Below are 20,212 nucleotides of genomic sequence, written 5' to 3' on the forward strand. Positions count from 1 at the left end.
GGACTATCCGGAATTAGGGAGAGGGATCGGGTATGCCCCGATCCCGGGGGGCATCAATAAACGGCGGCGTCGTCGCCAAACCATTTCACGATGAGCTTGTTGATGGAGCCGTCCTTCTTCATTTCCGCGATTGCACCGTCAAAACGGTCACGGAGCGCTGCGTCGGACATGCGGAATGCAGCACCGACACCTTCGCCAAGCTGCACACGATCCACAATGACAAGCTCGCCGTTCGACTGTTCAGCGATCGGTTTGAGATAGTCGAGATCGGCCAGAACAGCGTCGGCCTCGCCATTCCGTACAGCGGAGACCGTTTCATCGGGCGTGGCGAACTCAACCAGCGTGGCACCTGATTCAGCCACGTGCTGCGCCTGGATCGTCGCGGTCTGGGCCGCCACGATGCCCTTCTTCACATCGACATTCTCGGAGGCGGCGACGTAGAGGGAGACGGTGGGCGGCGTGTAGTTCTGCGTGAACAGCCGGTCCTTCTTCCGCTCTTCGGTGATAGACATTCCGGCCATGATCAGGTCGTAGTTCCCCGAGTTGAGGTTCGCCATGATCGTGTCCCAGTCGTTTTGCACGAATTCGCAGGTCAGGCTGAGACGCTTGCAGAGTTCGCCGCCCAGCTCGATCTCATACCCGTCGAGCTTGCCGCTGTCGTTGATGAAGTTGTAGGGGGCATAGGCGCCCTCCGTCCCGATCCGCACTACCTGCTGGGCGAAGGCGGATCCCGCCATAGACGCCAGAACAGCCGCGGTCATTGCGATTTTCTTCATAGTAAAACTCCCTGTTATCTTATGGGCTTGCCGAGCGTTATTCACCGCCCGCGCGAAGAAACTGGCGCAACCGCTCGCTTCGCGGTGCACCGAAAAGCATATCCGGCGATCCTTCCTCTTCCACCCGCCCTTGATGGAGGAAGACAACATGATCGGAGACGTCGGCCGCCATCCGCATGTCATGGGTCACGATGATCATCGTACGCCCCTCGTCTGCCAGCGCCTTGATGACGCGGATCACTTCCTGTTCCAGCTCCGGGTCCAGCGCCGAGGTGGGTTCGTCAAAGAGCAGGGCTTTCGGTTCCATGCAAAGGGCCCGCGCGATGGCGGCCCGCTGCTGCTGCCCGCCGGAAAGCTGCGAGGGATAGCGGTCGGCCTTGTCGCCGATTCCCACCTTGTCCAGAAGCTGCCGCGCACGCGCCTCCACCGCCTCGCGGGGCTGTCCAAGCACGGTAACCGGCGCTTCCATGACATTCTGGAGAACCGTCATGTGGGACCACAGGTTGAACTGCTGGAATACCATGGACAGGTTCGTCCGGATCCTCAGCACCTGCGGGCGGGAGGCCGGGCGGCGGTGAGGCCCCTCCCCATGCCACAGGACGGCTTCCCGTTCGAACAGGATCTCACCTTCCTGACTGTCCTCCAGCAGATTGGCACAGCGCAGCAGTGTGGACTTCCCCGATCCGGAGGAGCCGATTAGGGAGACCACATGCCCTCTCGGCGCGGAGAGACTGACGCCCTTCAGCACCTCGAGGTTGCCATAGGATTTGTGGAGATTGATGATTTCGATGACGGGCGATGTCGCAGTTGTCACGGGGGTCGTCCTGTTGCTTGATCGATAGTTGGACGATTTTCCTGATGAAATGCAACAAGTCCCGAGCATCAGAGGCGATAGGTCGCATAAAATGCAAGCAGTATGCCCCGTCATGCCCCTTGGCTGAGCAGTCTCCGTCAGCCGTGGCGGCTTTCCACCCGTTGGCGGGCAAGCGCGCTGTCCCGATCGTTCACGCCCAGCAGGTTCGCAGTGAGCCGCAGCATCGCATTCTCCTCCTGGTTCCGCATCCCGTCAGCCAGAGCCACGTCCCACAGCGCCTCCATCACGCCTTCGCGTTCCTCATAGGCGACGGCATCCTTGATGACGCGGGTGAAACGCACCGTATCGGGGGCAACCTGCTCCAGCTTCTCTGCCTCGCGCAGCAAGGAGGCAGCCTCGAACGGGCCCAGGGCAAAGCGGGTGCTGACGATCCGGGCGATCCGGTCACTCTCTTCGTCCGAATAGGTGCCGTCCACGCGTGCGACACGGACGAGCAGCGCCGTCAACGCCAGACGCACATCGTCCGTGGCAAAGGAATGGCGATCGGTGTCGCCCGTGAAAAGGCGGATGAGATCCTGGAGCATGAGTGTCGATATAAGGTCCGGTGCTGCGTGTTCGCGAATCACATCCTGCGGCGCAGGGTCAGATGCAGGCCCAGTAGGGGCCCGCGCCCTCGGCCATGGAGCAGGTGCAGATCTCCTGCTTGCTCTGCCCGTTCAGCGGCTGCGGATTGATGAAGCCTATGCCGCGATACTGTCCTGTCAGCGCCCGAATCGCTTGTGAGCCCTGCGGATAGGCACGGTCCCCGATAAGGCAGGCGGCAGGCAGGCTGATGGCCGCGACGCCTGAACGGTCACGGACCACCGGCACGCTCCTGGCCTCGGTTTCCGGGGAAACAGTGACGGTGGGTGCGGAAGTATAAGAGCCACGCTGCGACCGGCCCGCCGGGTAGCTGGCGCCCAGATCACGGTCCCACACGGTTTGGCAGCGGCCTTCTGCCCCTTCGCCGAGGCAGTGCAGACGATCAGGATCTGCTCCACCGTTGATCAGCGGCCCACAACCCGCGAGCATGAGCAGAAAGGCGGGAAGAAGGATGTGGCGGATCATTGTGCGCTCCGATGTGTCTGGTTGAGCGAAATCTAACCGCTCTCGCGCGTCGGGCAAGGAAGAAGGCGCCCGATGTCTGCCTTCAGGCGGCTTTCTGATCGGCTGGAGCATTTCATTGCCGGTGACGCCGGGGGTCGCGGGGGGCGTCCCCCGCGCCTTGGTGCGGCGTCAGACCAGACGTTCGGCCTCTTTCGCGGCCCGCACGAAGTCGGCGAACAGCGGATGGGGCGCAAAGGGTTTCGACTTCAGTTCCGGGTGGAACTGCACACCGATGAACCAGGGATGGTTCTCGTATTCGACAATCTCGGGGAGGCGCCCGTCGGGCGACATGCCGGAGAACACAAGCCCATGCCCCTCAAGCTGATCGCGATAGCGGATATCCACCTCGTAGCGGTGCCGGTGGCGTTCCTCGATCTCCGGCGAGCCATAGATGCCCGCGACGCGCGATCCCTGCTTCAGCACGGCCGTATAGGCGCCGAGCCGCATTGTGCCGCCCTTGTCGTCGCCCAGCTTGCGCTCGACCCGGTGGTTGCCCTGCACCCATTCCTTGAGATGGTAAACTACGGGGGTAAAGCGCCTTTCTCCCGCTTCGTGATCGAACTCTTCCGACCCCGCATCATTCAACCGGGCAAGGTTGCGGGCGGATTCGATCACTGCCATCTGCATTCCGAGGCAGATGCCGAGATAGGGAATTTTCCGCTCCCGCGCAAAGCGGGCCGCGTTGATCATGCCTTCGGTGCCGCGCTCGCCGAAGCCGCCGGGAACGCAGATCGCGTGGAAGTCCTCCAGCCACGGGCCAGGGTCTTCACGCTCGAAAATCTCACTGTCGACCCATTCCGCCTTGACCCGTACGCGGTTGGCCATGGCGCCATGCGTCAACGCCTCCGCGATGGATTTGTAGGCATCTTCGAGCTGCGTGTATTTGCCGACGACGGCTATGCGTACCTCGCCCTCCGCATTCTCCAGCCGGTCCATGACATCCTCCCAGCGGGAGAGGTCGGGCCGCGGGGCAGGGGCGATCTGGAAGGCGTCGAGCACTGCCTGATCCAGCCCTTCGCGGTGATAGGCCAGCGGCGCCTCGTAGATGGTCTTGAGGTCGGGCGCGGCGATCACCGCATCGGGCCGGACGTTGCAGAACAGGGCGATCTTCTCGCGCTCCTTCTGCGGAATGGGCTTCTCCGACCGGCAGACCAGCACGTCGGGCGCGATGCCGATGGAGCGCAGTTCCTTCACGGAGTGCTGGGTGGGTTTGGTCTTCAGCTCACCGCTTGCGGCGATATAGGGCAGTAGTGTGAGATGCATGAAGATGCACTGCCCGCGCTGCCGCTCCTGCTCGAACTGGCGGATCGCCTCGAAGAAGGGTAGACCCTCGATATCGCCGACGGTGCCGCCGATCTCGCAGAGCATGAAATCCACCTCATCTTCGCCCACGCGAAGGAAGTCCTTGATTTCGTTGGTGACGTGCGGAATCACCTGAATAGTCTTGCCGAGATAGTCGCCGCGCCGTTCCTTCTCCAGCACGTTGGAATAGATGCGGCCGGAGGAGACACTGTCGGTCTTGCGGGCCGAGACACCGGTGAACCGCTCATAATGGCCGAGGTCGAGGTCAGTCTCTGCGCCGTCATCGGTCACGAACACTTCACCATGCTCGAAAGGCGACATGGTGCCCGGATCGACGTTCAGGTAGGGGTCCAGCTTGCGCAGGCGGACAGAGTAGCCGCGCGCCTGAAGAAGCGCGCCCAAGGCAGCCGAGGCGAGCCCTTTTCCCAGGCTGGAGACCACCCCGCCCGTGATGAAGACGTAACGTGCCATTAAGCTGCTCCCGTGGTTCCAATAAGAATCTACCGCGGTTCTTGCAAGAATCGCGGCATCACGGGACCTGGGATATAGCGAAAACCTTGGGGGTGCGCAATATCCTGCGGAAAGACTTCCTGAAGCCCCGATAACTTGTGTTGTTGTAACAGTGAGATGGCGGGCGCGCGGGCGTCCGCCGGGATCGAACTTTCAGCCTGTCAGTCCGCGCGGGGCGGCGTGGCAGGTGCGCTTCCGGTCGAGGGCGGCAAAAGGCTGCCGCCATCCGCGGGAAGAGCAGGCTCGCTCGCCGCGGGCGGAGGGGTGAGATCGGAGCCCAGCCGGTCGAGAACCGAACCGCCACCCGACCGCTCCGCCGAAATGATCGTCAGTGCGACCGAGGTGCAGAGGAAGGCCACCGCGAAACCCCAAGTCAGCCGGGTCAGCGCATTTGCCGCCTGTCGCCCGGTCATGACACCGGTTCCGCCGCCGCCGCTGCCCATGCCCAAGCCGCCGCCTTCTGACCGCTGGAGCAGCACGACGACGATCAGCGCCAGCGCGAGCAGGAGGTGGATGATGAGCAGGATGTTTTCCATGGGGCAGCCGGCCTTTCGTTCCGCGCCTATCTAGAGGCATGGCGGACGGGTCGCAAGTCACCCTGTTCGCCCCTCGTGCGTTTTTCGCGTGGTTTTGCGCGCGCGGTCGGGGTAAGGACTCCCCGCATCGACCAGAGGCGGAGTCTTGAAATGGCCAATGTCGTCGTCGTCGGCGCCCAGTGGGGCGACGAGGGTAAGGGAAAAATCGTGGATTGGCTCTCGGAGCGGGCGGATATCATCGCGCGCTTTCAGGGGGGGCACAATGCCGGCCATACGCTCGTGATCGGCGAGAAGGTGTTCAAGCTGTCGCTGCTGCCCTCCGGGATCGTGCGGCCGGGCAAGCTCGCCGTGATCGGCAACGGCGTGGTGCTGGACCCGTGGGCGCTCTTTTCCGAGATCGATAAGCTCTCCGGTCAGGGTGTCGCGATTTCCACCGACAACCTGATGATCGCGGAAAACACGCCGCTGATCCTCCCTCTGCATCAGGATCTCGACAAGATCCGAGAAGAGGCGGCAGGCGCCTCAAAAATCGGCACCACGGGGCGTGGCATCGGCCCGGCCTATGAGGACAAGGTCGGCCGTCGGGCGATTCGCGTGGCCGATCTTGGCGATGAGGAGACGCTCGAGGCACGGCTGGACAGGCTGCTCGCCCATCATGACGCACTTCGTCAGGGTCTCGGCGCGCCTGCCGTGGATCGCGCGGAGCTGAAGGCGAAGCTGCTGGAGATCGCGCCGAAACTGCTCCCCTATGCGCAGCCGGTGTGGAAGATCCTCAACGAACAGCGCCGTGCTGGCAAGCGCATCCTGTTTGAAGGGGCGCAGGGCTCGCTGCTGGATATCGATTTCGGCACCTATCCTTACGTGACCTCCTCCACCACCATGTCGGGGATGGCCGCAACGGGGACGGGGCTTGGCCCCTCCGCCATCGGTTTCGTGCTGGGAATCGCCAAGGCCTATACCACCCGGGTCGGTTCCGGCCCGTTCCCGACGGAGTTGGAGGATGAGGTCGGTCAGCGTCTGGGCGAGCGGGGCCATGAATTCGGCACTGTCACCGGGCGGAAGCGCCGCTGCGGCTGGTTCGACGCGGTTCTGGTCCGTCAGACCTGCGCGATCTCCGGCGTCAACGGCATTGCGCTGACGAAGCTCGATGTGCTGGACGGGTTCGACACGCTGAAAATCTGCGTGGGCTATGAGGTGGATGGCGTGAAATACGACCACCTGCCGACCGCAGCGGCGCTCCAGACCCGCGCGACGCCGATCTATGAAGAGCTGGAAGGCTGGCAGGAATCCACGGCCGGAGCGCGCTCCTGGGCGGAACTTCCTGCGGCGGCGGTGAAATACGTCCGTCGCATAGAGGAGCTGATCCAGTGTCCGGTAGCGCTCCTGTCCACCAGCCCGGAGCGGGACGACACGATCCTTGTCACCGATCCGTTCGCGGACTGATGGCGCTTGGGTACAAAGCCCGGCGGCGGTTGTCGCTGCTCATCCTGCTTGTGGGTGTGCCGCTCTATATCGCCGTCGCGGTAACGTTGATGAACTGGCTGGACGCCCGTTTCGGGCGCCAGCCGTTCTGGGTGGAACTGGCGATCTACGTCGGTCTGGGCATCCTCTGGGCACTGCCGTTCCGAGCAGTATTCCTGGGAGTCGGGCGCGCTGATCCCGACGCGCCGGAGGAATAGGCGGGATCAGGCGACGCTGCTGTGGGACTCATCGAAATACGCGGAGTCCTCGGCAACGGCGAAACGCCCTTCTCCGAGCCGCCGGAAGCGGCCTTCGCGCACGAGGACGCCGAAGGATTTCAGCTCCTCTTCAAAAGGATAGGGTGCGTTGCTTGATTTGGACAGCGCATCCAGAAGCGCCGGACGGGTGAAATCCTTCCAACCTTCCACTGCCATCAGATAAGCCGCGATCGCTTCCATCCGCTCAGTCAGGCTGGCCGGCGCAATCTCCGCGAGCACGCTTTTCAGCCGGTCCGCCGAAATGGCGGGGTACTTTGTCATGGAAAGCTCATGAGGCATGAGCTTAAGGGGAGGCAGGTTCATCGGCGGGGGCGGGGCGGCTATGTCCACCCGCTGGGTCGCAAGAAGCAGAAGGGGGGCGCTCAGATCGTCCTGCAGCGCGCGTTCTGCCTGAGCGGCCGGCTTCGCGCTTTCGCCGATATTTGGCTCGGCGAATGCCGCGATTTCCTCAGCCGAAAGGCCGTAGGTGGGCCTGTGGCGATCCCGCTCTTCCGCAATGGGACCCGCCAGCCGCAGCACGCCCTCTGAAACAGAGATGTCAGTGGACGGAAACGCTTTCGCCACGGCTGCCAAATCCGCCTGATCCACGACACGCGTGCCGAGCGTGGGATTTTCTTCCGCGGCCTGCCGCAAAGCGTCCAGCACCTGTGCGAGAACCGGCGTGGGAGCTTCATAGCCTTCGATACGGCAGGAGAAATCGCCGTAGGTGACGGAAAGGGTCTTGCCGCTCGTTGTCATTCTTTCGCCATATCCGCTGGATGGGAGCTGTTCCCGATCAAGCTGTTCCGCCCGTCCGAATGCGGCTTGCCGCCGCGGCCCGGACCGGTCAATCTGACGCGAGAGATTGCCAGTCCGGGCGTGGCCCGTCAACATGAGCCCATGCCCGAACCTGTCCTTACCGCAACATCTGGCATCACTTTGCTTGGCGGTGCCGATATTTCGCTGCCTTTGCTTGAGTTGGCGCTTTCCGTCGCCCCGGTCGTCGTTGCTGCCGACGGCGGAGCGGACAGGGCGCTGGCCTTGGGTGTCCGTCCTGAACTCGTCATCGGCGATCTCGACTCACTGAGTCCCGCGGGCCGGGAGGCGATGGGCAACGCCGTTCTGGAGGTGACCGAGCAGGACACCACGGATTTCGAGAAGTGCCTGCAGCGCCTGGCGGCTCCCTTCGTGCTGGGGCTGGGGTTTCTGGGCGGGCGGCTGGATCACGCCCTCGCCGCGCTGACGGTGCTCACCCGCGCCCCCGTGCCCGTTCTGCTGATTGGCGAGGAGGATGTGGTGTTCTGCGCGCCCTCCACACTGACGCTGCGCCTTCCCGTGGGAACGCGCCTCTCGCTCTATCCGCTCGCACCGGTCCGCGGGCGGAGCGAGGGGCTGGTCTGGCCGATCGACGGTATCGACTTTGCTCCCGCGGGCAGGGTCGGCACCTCCAATCGCACCGATGGGGAGATCGTGCGGCTGTCCTTCACGGGACGAGGGATGCTGGTGCTGCTTCCACGACAGGCATTGCGGGCGGCACTGTCGGCGCTGCTATCCGCTGAGCCACACGTTCCCGGTGTACCAGATAAAGGCCCGAAGCGGTGATGATGGCGATTCCCGCCCAGCTGATGGTGTCGGGAAGATCACCGAAGATCGTGTAGCCAAAGAACACCGTCGCGATCATCTCAAAGTAGTGCAGGGGGGCGAGTGTTGTCGATCCGGCGAAACGCAGCGCATAGGTCATCAGCATGTGTGCGACGGTGGCCGCGGCGCCCACACCTGCCAGCGCCATCCAGACCGCTCCGTTGTCCGGCCATGCCAAACCAAGCTGCACGCCGGGAATGTCCAGCGGGAGCAGCAAGGCAGGGATCGCCATAACGCAGGCAGCGAGCGCCGTATGCGCCTGCATGGCCACCGGATGCTGCTGACGGGCGAGGCTCCTGGTGATGAGGATATAGAGCGCGAAAAAGACCGCTGTCATGAGAGGAAAGAAGGCGACCGGCCCGAAGGTCACAAAGCTCGGCCGGATAACGAGCAGGGCTCCCGCGAAACCAACCGCGCAGGCGGCGATCCGGCGCGGCCCCACGCTTTCGCCGAACAACGCCCAGCCAAGCAGCAGGATGATGAACGGCTCCACGAAAGCGATGGCCAGCGCATCAGCCAGCGGCATGACCTGAACCGCGGCGATGAAGGCGTAAGTGGCGAGAATCGAGACGGCGGCGCGGAAGAACGTCAGCCCGAGCACGCGGCGTGACATGCGCCATTCCACCCGCATCAGGATGACAACGGGCACCATGAGCGCGGCCTGCACGACAAAGCGCGCGGCAGTCACCTGGCCCACCGGCACCGCCTGCGAGGCAATCTTGGAGGCCACGTCGATCATGGGGGCTGTCAGGCAGAAGCCGAGCATCAGCGCGATGCCGAGAAAGGTGCGATCCTGTGTCATCGCGCCTATTTAGGCGACCTAGTGAAAGGCTGGCTGTTCATTTGCGACATTCGGTGACGGTTTGAGCCATTTGCCATGACGGAACAATGTCGCCTTCGGCCGGAAAATCGCCTTGACGGGATCCATGGGCTCCTGTAATCCCCGCCTCGCGTCGGGCGACGTGCTGCAAGGTGCGGCAGCGGACTGTAACTCCGCCGGGGAGACCCATGCCTGGTTCGATTCCAGGGTCGCCCACCACTTCCAAAAATTTTTTCGGGAAATCAATGGAGTGGTGGTTCCGCGACAGGTGGCATGGACCATGCCTTTGGCATGGGATATGTGCATGTTTCCCTCTTTCATCATTAGGCCGTGGACGCGGTCCGGGGGCTTTTTGAACGCCGGTTGCAACCGGTTGTCTGTGCGGGGCGTGTCATGAAAAAACCGGCTTGGGTCATTGATAAGGAGCGGGCCAAACGGGCCGCTGCGGCGGAAACCGTCTGGCTATTCGGGTTGCACGCAGTGCGTGATGCGCTGCTCAACCCCAGACGCACCCGGCTGCGGCTTGTCGTGACCAAGAACGCCGCGGACCGGCTTGGGGATGCCATCGCCGAAAGCGGTATGACGCCGGAGATCGCCGATCCGAGAAAATTCGACGTTCCGATCGATCCGGGCTCCGTTCATCAGGGCGCAGCCCTTGAGGTGAAGCCTCTCGACTGGGGCCGACTGGAGGATGTTGCCATTTCGGGAGAAGGGGCACCGCTTGTCGTCCTCCTCGATCAGGTAACGGATCCGCATAACGTGGGCGCTATCCTGCGATCTGCAGAGGTTTTCGGTGCGCGGGCCGTCATCGGCACCCAACGGCACTCCGCCCCGGAGACGGGAGCGCTTGCGAAAAGTGCGTCCGGCGCGCTGGAGCGCCAGCCCTATCTGCGCATCCGTAACCTTTCCGATGGGATGGAGACGCTGCGCAACATGGGGTTCACGCTGATCGGTCTTGCCGGGGAGGCGACTGTCGCCCTGGATGCGGCGCTTTCCGATCTCGGTGACCGCCCGGTGGCGCTGGTGCTTGGCGCGGAAGGCCCGGGGCTTCGTGAAAAGACACGGGAAACCTGCGATGTGATCGTCCACATTGCCGCGGCGGGGGAGTTCGGCTCTCTCAACGTCTCCAACGCGGCTGCGGTGGCGCTCTATGCCGCTGGTCACCGTGGCCGGTTGGGCACAGGTTCGGGAGAGTAGGCCTTGCGCCATCACGGTTGCGGGAGCGCGGGTTTTCCGCGCCCTTGGACCATGTCATCTGTGATGGACAACTGACCGACTGAAGGAGCGCGCCATGACGGTGCTCGCCGCACCCGGCGCTTTGCCGCACAGCCTTTCAGACCGCCGCGGAGCCCCGCGCGCGACGGGTTGCCGGATAGGTCGCCGGGAACTGTTCTTTCTGGGTGCCTGCGGGATGGTGGCCTTGTCCGGGGCTGTGCCCGCGCTCGCGGGGACAAATCGCCGCATCTTTGCGCCCGGCGGCATCGCCCTCGCAGGCCGCGATCCGGTATCCTATTTCAGTGATGGGCATCCTCTGAAGGGCAAGACGCAATATGCCCTGAAGTGGAAAGGTGCGATCTGGCTGTTTGCCTCGCATGAAAATCTTCTGGCTTTCGAAGCGGATCCTCGCGCCTATGCACCGCAGTTCGGCGGATGGTGCAGTCGGGCGATGGAGAGCGGGGGCCGCAAAGTAGCCTCCGACCCCGAGATTTTCGCTATTCAGGACGGGCGTCTATACCTGTTCCGCAGCGCCGATGAACTGACGGTCTGGGCCGCCGCGACAACCGGGATCGACAAAACTGCCACAGCGGAGGAGCAATCCATCGCATCCGGAAATTAGCATTCGTTCTGAATATGTTCACAGATTCGCGACTCCCCCCTTTAAAAGCGGGAAAGGGTCTCTATCTGCTCAGTCAGAAGCGCGGAATCGGAACCTCCGTGCTTCGGTTCACTGTCCCTCGTTCCGCGACTGGCGCCCGGTCTTCGTGACTGGGCGCTTTTTTATTCTGGAGACACAGTCATGGTCCAGAGCGAATCCGCCCTGTTCACCCGCATCCTGCGCGATACGCGAAATGTCGCCGTCGTCGGCCTGTCACCCAATCCGACGCGTCCCAGCTATGGCGTGGCCCGCTTTCTGCAGAGCCTGGGATGGCGGGTTGTGCCGGTCAACCCGGGTCATGCAGGGGAAACCATCCTTGGGGAGACAGTGGTGGCCAGCCTTGCCGATATCCCCGATCCTGGTGCCATCGACATGATCGACATCTTCCGCCGCTCGGACGCTGCGGGTGCCGTGGTGGAGGAGGCGCTCGCCGCCCTGCCCAATCTCAGGACGGTCTGGATGCAGCTTGGCGTCACCGCGCCCCACGCGGCGGTGCTTGCCCGCGCCAGGGGTGTCGATGTGGTGGAGGATCGCTGCCCCGCGATAGAGTTTCCCCGCCTGCTCGCGGCACGCTGACATTCTGTCACACAAGCGTCGCTTGGCAGGGCGTGCGATCACTGGCACACTCAGGCCATGCCACAGATGACAGAGTCCGCTCCCTCCGATCTGCCCTCCGGTCTGCCCGGTGGTGTGCCGCGCCTGCGGCCGCGCCGTGACGAGCTGATCGCGGATGGGGTCGTGCATGGCGTCGGAGTGGCGCTGGCTCTTCTTGGTACGGTCGTTCTCGTCGTCTCGGCCTCGGGCGCGGGGTGGAGCGGGCAACTGGCTGCCGCGCTCTACGGCTTTATCCTGGTTGTGGCTCTCTCAGTTTCGCTCGCCTACAACCTCTGGCCCGAAGGAGCGGTGAAGCTGGTTCTTCGTCGCTTTGATCATTCATCAATTTTTCTTTTGATTGCAGCGACATACACGCCTTTTCTTGAGCGGAGTGCGAGCCATTATTCCGCCGTGGTGATGCTCTGTGCGATCTGGCTGATGGCCATCGCCGGAGTTGCGAGCAAGTGGATTTTTCCCGTTGGGTATGGGTGGTTGTCGCTGATCCTCTACCTCTCGATGGGATGGAGCGGTCTGCTGATCGCGGCCCCGGTGATGCAGAGTATTCCTCTCTTGTCGCAGGTGCTGATCCTGGCTGGGGGGGTGGTCTATTCGCTGGGCGTCATATTCTTCCTTTGGGAAAAGCTGCGTTTTCAGACGGCGATCTGGCACGGGTTCGTGGTGACGGCGGCGGCGATGCACTATGCGGCCATTCTCGCCTGCTTCCGGTAGCGGAATGCCTGTCTGATCGGGGGTTGCGCCTGCGGGGCGGCGCGTCATCATGGGGGTGTTCAATCTCCGAGGTTCCCCATGATAAAGACGCCCTACCTCCTTTTTCTTGGTGACGCACCCGACCCGTTGGCGGCAAAGGTGGCGCAGGGCATCCGCGACTGGCGCCCCGAATTCGCCGTGGCGCAGTTCCGCATGGAGGGCTGCAAGGCCGACATGAAACTCCCCGACATGACCCTGGCGGAGGCGAAGGCGGCGGGCTGCAAGACGCTGGTCGTCGGCGTGGCGAACCGTGGCGGGGTGATTTCGGACAGCTGGATCAAGGTGTTGGTCGAGGCACTGGAGGAGGGATTCGACATCGCCTCCGGGCTGCACAACCTGCTCCGGGATGAGCCGCTGCTGGTTGCCGCCGCGGAGCGGTTCGGGCGGGAGCTTCATGATGTCCGGGTTCCGGTCGTGGACTATCCCATTGCCAACGGCAAGAAGCGCTCCGGCAAGCGGATGCTGGCCGTGGGCACCGATTGCTCGGTCGGCAAGATGTACACCTGCCTTGCCATGGACAAGGAAATGCGGGAGCGCGGCCTGAAATCCGATTTCCGGGCAACCGGACAGACGGGTATCCTGATCACCGGTGGGGGCGTGCCGCTTGACGCTGTGGTCGCTGATTTCATGGCGGGGTCGGTGGAATACCTGACGCCGGACAATGACGAGGACCATTGGGACATGATCGAGGGGCAGGGCAGCCTGTTCCACATCTCCTATTCCGGGGTGACGCTGGCGCTGGTGCATGGCGGCCAGCCCGATGCGCTGGTGCTCTGCCATGAGCCGACGCGGCCGCATATGCGCGGCCTTCCGGGCTACAAACTGCCCAGCCTGGAGGAACTGCGGGACGTGTCGCTCCAGCTCGCTCGCGTGGGCAACCCGGAGTGCAAGGTCGTCGGAATCTCCGTCAACACCCAGCACATGAGTGAGGAGGACGCCGTGCGTTATCTTCAGAACGTGGAGCAGCAGATGGGCCTGCCAACGGTCGATCCGTTCCGGCATGGTGCGGGCCGGCTGGTCGATGCGTTGATGGCGTCCTGACCATGAAGCTTACCGTAACCCCCGATACCTTCCGCCTGGCGGAGGTGTTCACCATATCGCGCGGCTCCCGCACGGAGGCCAAGGTGCTGACCGTCACGGTGGAGAAGGATGGCATCACCGGGCGGGGCGAATGCGTGCCCTATGCCCGCTACGGCGAAAGCCTGGAGAGCGTGACCCGGCAGATCGAGGGGCTTGCGCTCCCCGTAAGCCGGACGGAGCTGCAGGCCATGCTGCCGCCGGGCGCCGCGCGGAACGCGGTGGATTGCGCACTTTGGGACTGGGAGGCGAAACATGCGGGCCGGCGTGTCTGGGACATGGCGGGGCTGCCGAGGCCAGAGCCGATGATCACCGCCTTCACCCTGTCACTGGATACGCCGGAGCGGATGGAGGCTGCGGCGCGCCGGAACGCCTTCCGCCCCTTGCTGAAGATCAAGCTCGGCACCGCCGATGACATGGGCCGGCTCGAGGCAGTGCGGCGTGGTGCCCCGGAAGCGCGGATCATCGTCGATGCGAACGAGGGTTGGACGGCGGATGTCTATCGCGACCTTGCCCCCCATTTCGTACGGCTCGGCGTGGCACTGGTGGAGCAGCCGCTCCCCGCAGGCGCAGACGAGATGCTGGCGGAAATGGCACGTCCTTTGCCGGTCTGCGCCGACGAAAGCTGTCATGACCGGCATTCGCTGGACGACATTGCGGGCAAATACGATCTCGTAAACATAAAGCTCGACAAGACCGGCGGGCTGACGGAGGCGCTGGCGCTGCGTGATGCGGCGCATGCGGCGGGCTATGGCATCATGGTCGGCTGCATGGTGGGATCATCCCTTGCCATGGCACCTGCTGTGCTGGTGGCGCAGGGCGCAGCTGTTGTCGATCTTGACGGGCCGCTGCTTCTGGCCGAAGACCGCGCCAGCCCGCTGCTTTACGACGCTACGGGCGTGCATCCGTCCGACGCCGAGCTTTGGGGGTAACATGAGCCGCATCGTCTATGTGAATGGTGACTATCTGCCGGAGGAGGAGGCGCGTGTCTCCATCTTTGATCGTGGCTTCCTCATGGCGGACGGTGTCTATGAGGTGACGAGCGTCCTCGGCGGTAAGCTGGTGGATTTCGACGGTCATACAAGGCGTCTCGCACGCTCGCTGGGGGAGCTGGAGATTGCCGCGCCCGTTTCGGACGATGAGCTTCTGGAGATCCACCGGGAACTTATCGCGCGCAACGGGGTGGAGGATGGCATGGTCTATCTTCAGGTCACCCGCGGTAATCCGGGCGACCGTGACTTTGCCTTTCCCGACAAGAGTGTAACGCCGACGCTGGTGCTGTTCACCCAGTCGAAACCCGGTTTGGCGGACAGTCCCCAGGCGAAGATCGGCGCGAAGGTGATCTCCGTCCCGGATATTCGGTGGGGACGCCGGGATATCAAGACGGTGCAGCTTCTCTATCCGAGCATGGCCAAGATGATGGCCAAGAAGGCGGAGGTGGACGATGCATGGTTCGTGGAGGATGGCTTCGTGACGGAGGGATCGTCCAACAACGTCTATATCGTGAAAGGCGGGCGGATCATTACCCGGCCCCTGTCCGAAGAAATCCTGCATGGTATCACCCGCGCCGCAGTGATCCGTCTCGCAGCCGAGGCACAGATGGAAGTCGAGGAGCGGCTTTTCACGATCGAGGAAGCGCAGGCTGCGGACGAGGCGTTCTTCACCTCCGCATCCGCTTTTGTCATGCCTGTGGTCGAGATCGACGGGGCTGTGATCGGTGGCGGGAAACCGGGGCCAGTGGCAGCACGCCTTCGGGAAATCTATCTCGACGAGATGCGCAAAGCGGCGCTCTGACCCTCGGGCGGCATATCTTCGACAATTCGGGCGGGACGCAGGCGATGGCTTGCGTCCCGCTTCATTTCCGGTCGCTGTCTTTAGCCGGGGCTGAGGCCACGGAGGCGCTCCGACCGACGGCGCAGGAGTTCGACCGTGCTCAGAAGACCGATGGAGACCACGATGAGAATGGTCGCCACGGCAAGAATGGCGGGGCTGATCTGCTCCCTGATACCGTTCCACATCTGGCGGGGAATGGTTTGCTCGTCCGGAGTGGCGAGGAACAGCACGACCACCACCTCGTCGAAAGAAGTCACGAAGGCGAAGAGCGCTCCGGAGATCAGCCCGGGCAGAATGATGGGCAGGGTCACCTTGAAGAAGCTTCGTACGGGAGACGCACCGAGGCTCGCCGCCGCGCGGGTGAGTGACCGGTCGAACCCAACCAGCGTCGCCGTCACCGTGATGATGACGAAAGGGATCCCCAGCGTCGCGTGGGACAGGACAAGGCCGAGGTAAGGCACGCCCCACTGCTGGATCTGTATACGCGAGTAAAAGAAGAACAGCCCCGTTGCGGTGATGATGACCGGTACGATCATCGGTGAGATAAGCAGCGCCATGATCGACCGGCGGAACGGCATTTCGGGTCGTGAAAGGCCAAGCGCCGCAATGGTGCCGAGCGTCGTGGCGACCAGCGTCGCAAAGAAGCCGACGATGATCGAGTTCTTGGCGACCTTCACCCATGTAGCGTTTTGCCAAACGTCTGCCCAGAAGGCGCTCGTCCGCGGAGCATCCGGGGCTTGCATGCCGAAGGTCACGAGCATGTCGTACCAGCGCATCGAATAGCCTTGGGGATCGAAGGCCAGCATCTTCTCCGTGAACGTGAAGTAGGGTTCTGCGTTGAACGAGAGGGGGATGACGACAAGGATCGGCGCGATCAGAAACAGGAAGATGAGCGCGCAGAGCGTCAGATAGACGTAGTGCCAGACGCGTTCGAGCGGGCTTGCATAGACGGGAAGGGCCATCTTCGTTCCTCAGCCGAGCTTCATGTTGTCGATGCCGATCAGGCGGTCGTAGAGCCAGTAGAGCAGCAGCACCGCCGCCAGCAGGATCGCCGCCAGAGCTGCGGCCATCGACCAGTTCAGGCTGCCCTGCATGTGATAGGCGATCAGGTTGGAGATGAGCTGCCCGCTTGCCCCGCCGACCAGTGCGGGGGTGATGTAGTAGCCGACCGCAAGGATGAAGACGAGCAGCGACCCCGCCCCGATCCCCGGCAGGGTCTGGGGAAAGTAGACCCTTCGGAAGGCCGTCCAGGACGTCGCGCCAAGGCTTCGCGCCGCGCGGACATAGGAAGGGTTGATCGGCCGCATCACGGAGTAGAGTGGCAATACCATGAAGGGCAGCAGGATATGCGTCATCGCGATGATCGTGCCTAACTGGTTGTACATCATCGGCAGGCGCTGATCGTCGTTGATGATGCGCAGTGCGACGAGCATGTTGTTGACCACCCCCTGTTCCTGCAGGAGCACCATCCACGCGGTCGTCCTGACAAGGAGTGATGTCCAGAAGGGCAGCAGGACGAGAATCATCAGAAGGTTCGACTTACGAAGCGGCAGCGTCGCCAGCAGATGTGCGATGGGATAGGCCAGAACCAGGCAGATGCCGGTGATGAGGGCAGAGAGCCAGAAGGTGCGCAGGAAGAGCGGCACATAGATGCGGCGGTCCTCCGGCACGCGCTCGATCGCGCCGGCGTCATTGCGCTGCATGTCGATCGCGGCGAGATAGAAGTTGGCGGTATAGGGATGCGCGGCCTGACGCATCACCCCCCAGAGCACGGGGTCGCCCCATCTGGCATCCTCGGCCACCATCGTCTCATGGTAGGGCGGTTGCCAGTCGCGCGACTTGCGCCCCGCGGAGGTGAAGAGCGAACGTGTGCCGGGCAAGTCGTAGTTCACCCTCGTGGCGACGGTGCCGAGGGTCTTGGCTTCTCCCGCATTCCTGATGTCGGTGGCGAGCGCGGCAAAGGCGCTCTCGTCGGGTTCCGCACCCGGGTGATCGTCCAGCCAGCCGGAGACCGTGGGCATGTTGGCCGAAAAGCCGTCGTTATAGACAGAGCGGAGCAGAAGTTGGCCGATTGGCATCACGAAAGTGACGACGATGAACAGCAGCAATGGCAGCACGAGCAGCAGTGCCTTGCGGCGCGCGCTCCTCTGCGACCGTGCCAGCGAGCGTCTGAGCGCTTTGCCGCTCTCTTCCGGCAGGACACTGTCGGGCTGTCGTCCGGGCGGATATACCGCGGTGGTTTCGACCATCTTGCTTCAAAGCCTCTGGATTGGCGGCAGGCGTGCGCTGAAATCCCGCCGCCGGATAGACTGGATGCCCGGTCCCGCAGCGGCGGGGCCGGGTGGGTTTATTCAGGTCAGTTGATGAGCCAGGCGTTGAAACGCTCTTTAAGATCCGCGTCGTGATCGACCCAGAATTCGAAGTTCGTCTCGACCGCATTGGTCATGTTGGCCGGGGTGGTGGGCAGATAGGGGGCCATGACGGTCTTGCCGTCCTTGTAGGTCCGCTCCATGGTCGCGGTGGATTTCCGCGTCGGGCCATAGCTGATGTATTGCGTCATGTCGGCGAGCTTCTCGGGCGAGGTCGAATAGTCGAGAAACTTGATCGCGTCTTCAAGATGCGGGGCACCTTTCGGGATGACGTAGCCTTCGAACTCGTACTGCATGCCATCCCAGACGGTGACGAAGGGTTTGCCCTCACCGATCACCGCGTTGAAGATGCGCCCGTTATAGGCCATCGTCATGGAAACCTCGCCATCCGCCAGAAGCTGCGGCGGCTGGGCGCCGGCTTCCCACCAGACGACGTCCTTCTTGATCGTGTCGAGCTTCTTGAACGCGCGGTCCAGCCCCTCCGGGGTGGCCAGTACGTCATAGACCTCGGCCGCCGGCACGCCGTCGGCCATCATGGCGAGTTCGATCACCGTTTTGGGCGATTTGCGCATACCGCGCTTGCCGGGGAACTTCGCAGTGTCGAAGAAGTCGGCGGCGGTCGTGGGTTTCTCGCCGGGGAACTTGGTTTCGTCATAGGCATAGATGGTGGCCCAGACGTCGGTGGCGACGAGGCAGTCCGTCACGGCGCCCTCGAAGAAGTCGTCCGCGGCAGCGGTGCCATCGGGTGCGGCGGCGAGCTTGGAGACGTCGATCTCCTCCAGCAGCCCTTCGTCGCAAAGTCGCACCGCGTCGGAATATTCGAGCGACGCGATGTCCACGGTGACGTTGCCCGCCTCCACCATCGCCTTGATTGGCGCGGCGGGGTTGTCGGAATCCAGCATCGTCGCCTTGATGCCGGTGTCCTTCTCGAAGGGTTTCACATGTGCCTCGGTCTGCGCCATGCCGTAGGCGCCGCCCCAGCTCATCACCACGACCTCGGCCTGTGCGGTGCCAAGGCCCGCCGCCGAAAGCGCCGTCGTCAGCGCAAGTATCTTCTTCATCTTCAGGCTCCCTGTTTGCCCTGTTATCCGGCGGTTTCTACGGAAATCCGCCTTGTTCTGTTCGTTGCCGCTTCCGGAGTCAGACCGGATCGAGTGCGCGCGCATCCTGCGGTGCCCAGCCGATCCTGAGTTGCTGCCCTGGCGAGAGTTTTGTCTGGCTCAACGTGTTGCGGCATTTCATCACGAAATCGTCCGACCCCGCGACCTTCATCCGGGTGCGGAGAACGTCGCCCATGTAGATCACCTCGATCACTTCCGCGTCGATCATGTGGGCGTCCTTCGGCATCATCTCCGGCTTGAACTCCACCCGTTCCGGGCGGATGGAAACCAGCGTCTCCTGCCCTTCGTGGCGCAGGTTGACGGGGGTTGCGTCGATTACCTCGCCTGTCGCGAGCCGAATGAGAGCTTTGTCCGGGCCGAGCTTTTCGACCCTTCCCGGAAGGCGGTTGTTCTCGCCGATGAACTGGGCGACGAAACTGTTCTTGGGCCGTTCGTAAAGCTCATCGGGGGGGGCGAGTTGCTGGATGCGACCGTCGTTGAACACGGCGACCCGGTCAGACATGGTCAGCGCCTCACCCTGATCGTGGGTCACATAGACGACGGTGATCCCAAGCTCGTGGTGCAGGCGCTTTATCTCGAACTGCATGTGCTCGCGGAGCTGCTTGTCCAGCGCGCCCAGCGGCTCGTCCATCAGCACGAGCTTCGGATCGAACACCAGCGCGCGGGCGAGGGCGATGCGCTGTTGCTGACCGCCCGAAAGCTGGGCCGGGCGCCTCGCCCCGAATGCGCCCATCTGCACCATGTCCAGCGCACGGCCGATCTTTGCTTCCCGCTCCGCTTTTCCCATTCCCCTCACTTCGAGCGGGAAGGCCAGATTCTCGGCCACGGTCATATGGGGAAAGAGCGCGTAGTTCTGAAACACCATGCCGATGCCGCGCTTGTGCGGCGGCACGGTATTGATGGGGCGGCCGTCCAGCCGGATCTCTCCATGAGTCGCGGTCTCGAACCCCGCCAGCATCATGAGGCAGGTGGTCTTGCCCGAACCAGAGGGTCCGAGCATGGTGAGGAATTCTCCCTCCGAGATCGTGAGATTGAGATCTTTGACGACGAGGTTTTCGCCGTCGTAGCTCTTCTGAACGTGCTCGAACTCCACGAACCGGTCGCGGCTCTGGGCTGGTTCCACGTAAGTCTCCCTGGCTGGCGGCTCGGGCCGCTCGTTCTTCTATAGCTCCATCGGAGCCATGAGTGCGTATCACGACCAGCGGCGCGCTATGGCGCTAGGTCGTTTGCGACAATCCCGGTCAATTCTCGACATTTCTGCATAAACTTGCGGCATAATTCAAAACTATGCCCAGAGAATCGCCGACTTTG

General features: G+C 63.1%; 22 protein-coding genes and 1 tRNA gene. 11 read left to right on the forward strand and 12 right to left on the reverse strand.

Annotated elements, in window-relative coordinates:
- Window positions 1–53: 53 nt before the first annotated feature.
- From CG51_RS00735 to secG, 6 genes are all read right to left on the reverse strand, one after another.
- Window positions 54–776, reverse strand: coding sequence for a transporter substrate-binding domain-containing protein (locus CG51_RS00735; protein WP_035740807.1), 723 nt, complete (start codon window positions 774–776; stop codon window positions 54–56).
- A gap of 37 nt (window positions 777–813) precedes the next feature.
- Complete coding sequence (locus tag CG51_RS00740; RefSeq protein WP_035740809.1) at window positions 814–1,590, reverse strand: ABC transporter ATP-binding protein; 777 nt, start codon at window positions 1,588–1,590, stop codon at window positions 814–816.
- Between the two features lie 137 nt (window positions 1,591–1,727).
- Window positions 1,728–2,174: a tellurite resistance TerB family protein gene (locus tag CG51_RS00745; protein ID WP_035740811.1), complete on the reverse strand. Its 447-nt coding sequence runs from the start codon at window positions 2,172–2,174 to the stop codon at window positions 1,728–1,730.
- Window positions 2,175–2,232: 58 nt separating this feature from the next.
- Complete coding sequence (locus CG51_RS00750) at window positions 2,233–2,697, reverse strand: hypothetical protein (protein WP_035740812.1); 465 nt, start codon at window positions 2,695–2,697, stop codon at window positions 2,233–2,235.
- Window positions 2,698–2,865: 168 nt separating this feature from the next.
- Complete coding sequence (gene pyrG, locus CG51_RS00755; RefSeq protein ID WP_035740813.1) at window positions 2,866–4,509, reverse strand: CTP synthase; 1,644 nt, start codon at window positions 4,507–4,509, stop codon at window positions 2,866–2,868.
- A gap of 200 nt (window positions 4,510–4,709) precedes the next feature.
- Entirely contained in the window at window positions 4,710–5,084 is a 375-nt protein-coding gene (gene secG / locus CG51_RS00760; RefSeq protein ID WP_035740814.1) for a preprotein translocase subunit SecG, read from the reverse strand.
- 150 nt (window positions 5,085–5,234) lie between these two features.
- Between secG and CG51_RS00765 the strand changes: the two genes are divergently transcribed.
- Complete coding sequence (locus tag CG51_RS00765) at window positions 5,235–6,527, forward strand: adenylosuccinate synthase (RefSeq protein ID WP_035740815.1); 1,293 nt, start codon at window positions 5,235–5,237, stop codon at window positions 6,525–6,527.
- On the forward strand, window positions 6,527–6,763 hold the full coding sequence (locus CG51_RS00770) for a DUF2842 domain-containing protein (RefSeq protein WP_035740816.1): 237 nt from the start codon (window positions 6,527–6,529) through the stop codon (window positions 6,761–6,763). Before CG51_RS00765 ends, CG51_RS00770 begins: the two co-directional genes overlap by 1 nt.
- Before the next feature lie 6 nt (window positions 6,764–6,769).
- Here CG51_RS00770 and CG51_RS00775 read toward each other — a convergent pair whose 3' ends face one another.
- The gene (locus tag CG51_RS00775) at window positions 6,770–7,561 is read right to left on the reverse strand and encodes a hypothetical protein (RefSeq protein ID WP_035740817.1); all 792 of its coding nucleotides are present in this window, start codon (window positions 7,559–7,561) and stop codon (window positions 6,770–6,772) included.
- 141 nt (window positions 7,562–7,702) lie between these two features.
- Here CG51_RS00775 and CG51_RS19335 point away from each other — a divergent pair, with 141 nt between their 5' ends.
- Window positions 7,703–8,404, forward strand: coding sequence for a thiamine diphosphokinase (locus tag CG51_RS19335; RefSeq protein ID WP_035740818.1), 702 nt, complete (start codon window positions 7,703–7,705; stop codon window positions 8,402–8,404).
- Here the strand turns inward: CG51_RS19335 and CG51_RS00785 are convergent.
- Window positions 8,286–9,245, reverse strand: coding sequence for a DMT family transporter (locus CG51_RS00785; RefSeq protein ID WP_051929955.1), 960 nt, complete (start codon window positions 9,243–9,245; stop codon window positions 8,286–8,288). The two genes, CG51_RS19335 and CG51_RS00785, sit on opposite strands and share 119 nt — an antisense overlap.
- A gap of 153 nt (window positions 9,246–9,398) precedes the next feature.
- Here CG51_RS00785 and CG51_RS00790 point away from each other — a divergent pair.
- The 8 genes from CG51_RS00790 to CG51_RS00825 all read left to right on the forward strand — a co-directional run bounded on the left by CG51_RS00790 (window position 9,399) and on the right by CG51_RS00825 (window position 15,372).
- Window positions 9,399–9,482: transfer RNA gene (locus tag CG51_RS00790), tRNA-Tyr, on the forward strand.
- A 174-nt stretch (window positions 9,483–9,656) separates the two neighbouring features.
- Entirely contained in the window at window positions 9,657–10,460 is an 804-nt protein-coding gene (gene rlmB / locus CG51_RS00795) for a 23S rRNA (guanosine(2251)-2'-O)-methyltransferase RlmB (RefSeq protein ID WP_035741257.1), read from the forward strand.
- Window positions 10,461–10,554: 94 nt separating this feature from the next.
- Window positions 10,555–11,100, forward strand: a complete 546-nt coding sequence (locus tag CG51_RS00800) for a YHS domain-containing (seleno)protein (RefSeq protein ID WP_051929956.1) — start codon at window positions 10,555–10,557, stop codon at window positions 11,098–11,100.
- A 180-nt stretch (window positions 11,101–11,280) separates the two neighbouring features.
- Window positions 11,281–11,715, forward strand: a complete 435-nt coding sequence (locus tag CG51_RS00805) for a CoA-binding protein (RefSeq protein WP_035740819.1) — start codon at window positions 11,281–11,283, stop codon at window positions 11,713–11,715.
- A gap of 66 nt (window positions 11,716–11,781) precedes the next feature.
- Complete coding sequence (gene trhA, locus CG51_RS00810; RefSeq protein ID WP_084694989.1) at window positions 11,782–12,462, forward strand: PAQR family membrane homeostasis protein TrhA; 681 nt, start codon at window positions 11,782–11,784, stop codon at window positions 12,460–12,462.
- A gap of 78 nt (window positions 12,463–12,540) precedes the next feature.
- Window positions 12,541–13,542 (forward strand): N-acetyltransferase DgcN, encoded by a 1,002-nt coding sequence (dgcN, locus tag CG51_RS00815; protein WP_035740820.1) that lies wholly within the window; start codon window positions 12,541–12,543, stop codon window positions 13,540–13,542.
- Between the two features lie 2 nt (window positions 13,543–13,544).
- Window positions 13,545–14,510 carry an N-acetyl-D-Glu racemase DgcA gene (gene dgcA, locus CG51_RS00820; RefSeq protein ID WP_035740821.1) on the forward strand — a complete coding sequence of 322 codons (966 nt, stop codon included), beginning with the start codon at window positions 13,545–13,547 and terminating at the stop codon, window positions 14,508–14,510.
- Between the two features lies 1 nt (window position 14,511).
- Window positions 14,512–15,372 (forward strand): D-amino-acid transaminase, encoded by an 861-nt coding sequence (locus CG51_RS00825; protein ID WP_035740823.1) that lies wholly within the window; start codon window positions 14,512–14,514, stop codon window positions 15,370–15,372.
- A gap of 80 nt (window positions 15,373–15,452) precedes the next feature.
- On the opposite strand, the gene CG51_RS00830 is transcribed toward CG51_RS00825, so the two are convergent.
- The 4 genes from CG51_RS00830 to CG51_RS00845 all read right to left on the reverse strand — a co-directional run bounded on the left by CG51_RS00830 (window position 15,453) and on the right by CG51_RS00845 (window position 20,024).
- A complete protein-coding gene (locus CG51_RS00830; protein ID WP_035740825.1) occupies window positions 15,453–16,373 on the reverse strand; it encodes an ABC transporter permease in 921 nt (306 codons plus the stop codon).
- A gap of 9 nt (window positions 16,374–16,382) precedes the next feature.
- On the reverse strand, window positions 16,383–17,660 hold the full coding sequence (locus CG51_RS00835) for an ABC transporter permease (RefSeq protein ID WP_084694967.1): 1,278 nt from the start codon (window positions 17,658–17,660) through the stop codon (window positions 16,383–16,385).
- A 107-nt stretch (window positions 17,661–17,767) separates the two neighbouring features.
- Entirely contained in the window at window positions 17,768–18,841 is a 1,074-nt protein-coding gene (locus tag CG51_RS00840; RefSeq protein WP_035740826.1) for an ABC transporter substrate-binding protein, read from the reverse strand.
- A gap of 79 nt (window positions 18,842–18,920) precedes the next feature.
- Window positions 18,921–20,024 carry an ABC transporter ATP-binding protein gene (locus CG51_RS00845; RefSeq protein ID WP_035740828.1) on the reverse strand — a complete coding sequence of 368 codons (1,104 nt, stop codon included), beginning with the start codon at window positions 20,022–20,024 and terminating at the stop codon, window positions 18,921–18,923.
- Between the last annotated feature and the right edge of the window lie 188 nt (window positions 20,025–20,212).

Source organism: Haematobacter missouriensis (genome assembly GCF_000740775.1).
GTDB classification, from domain to species: Bacteria; Pseudomonadota; Alphaproteobacteria; order Rhodobacterales; family Rhodobacteraceae; genus Haematobacter; species Haematobacter missouriensis.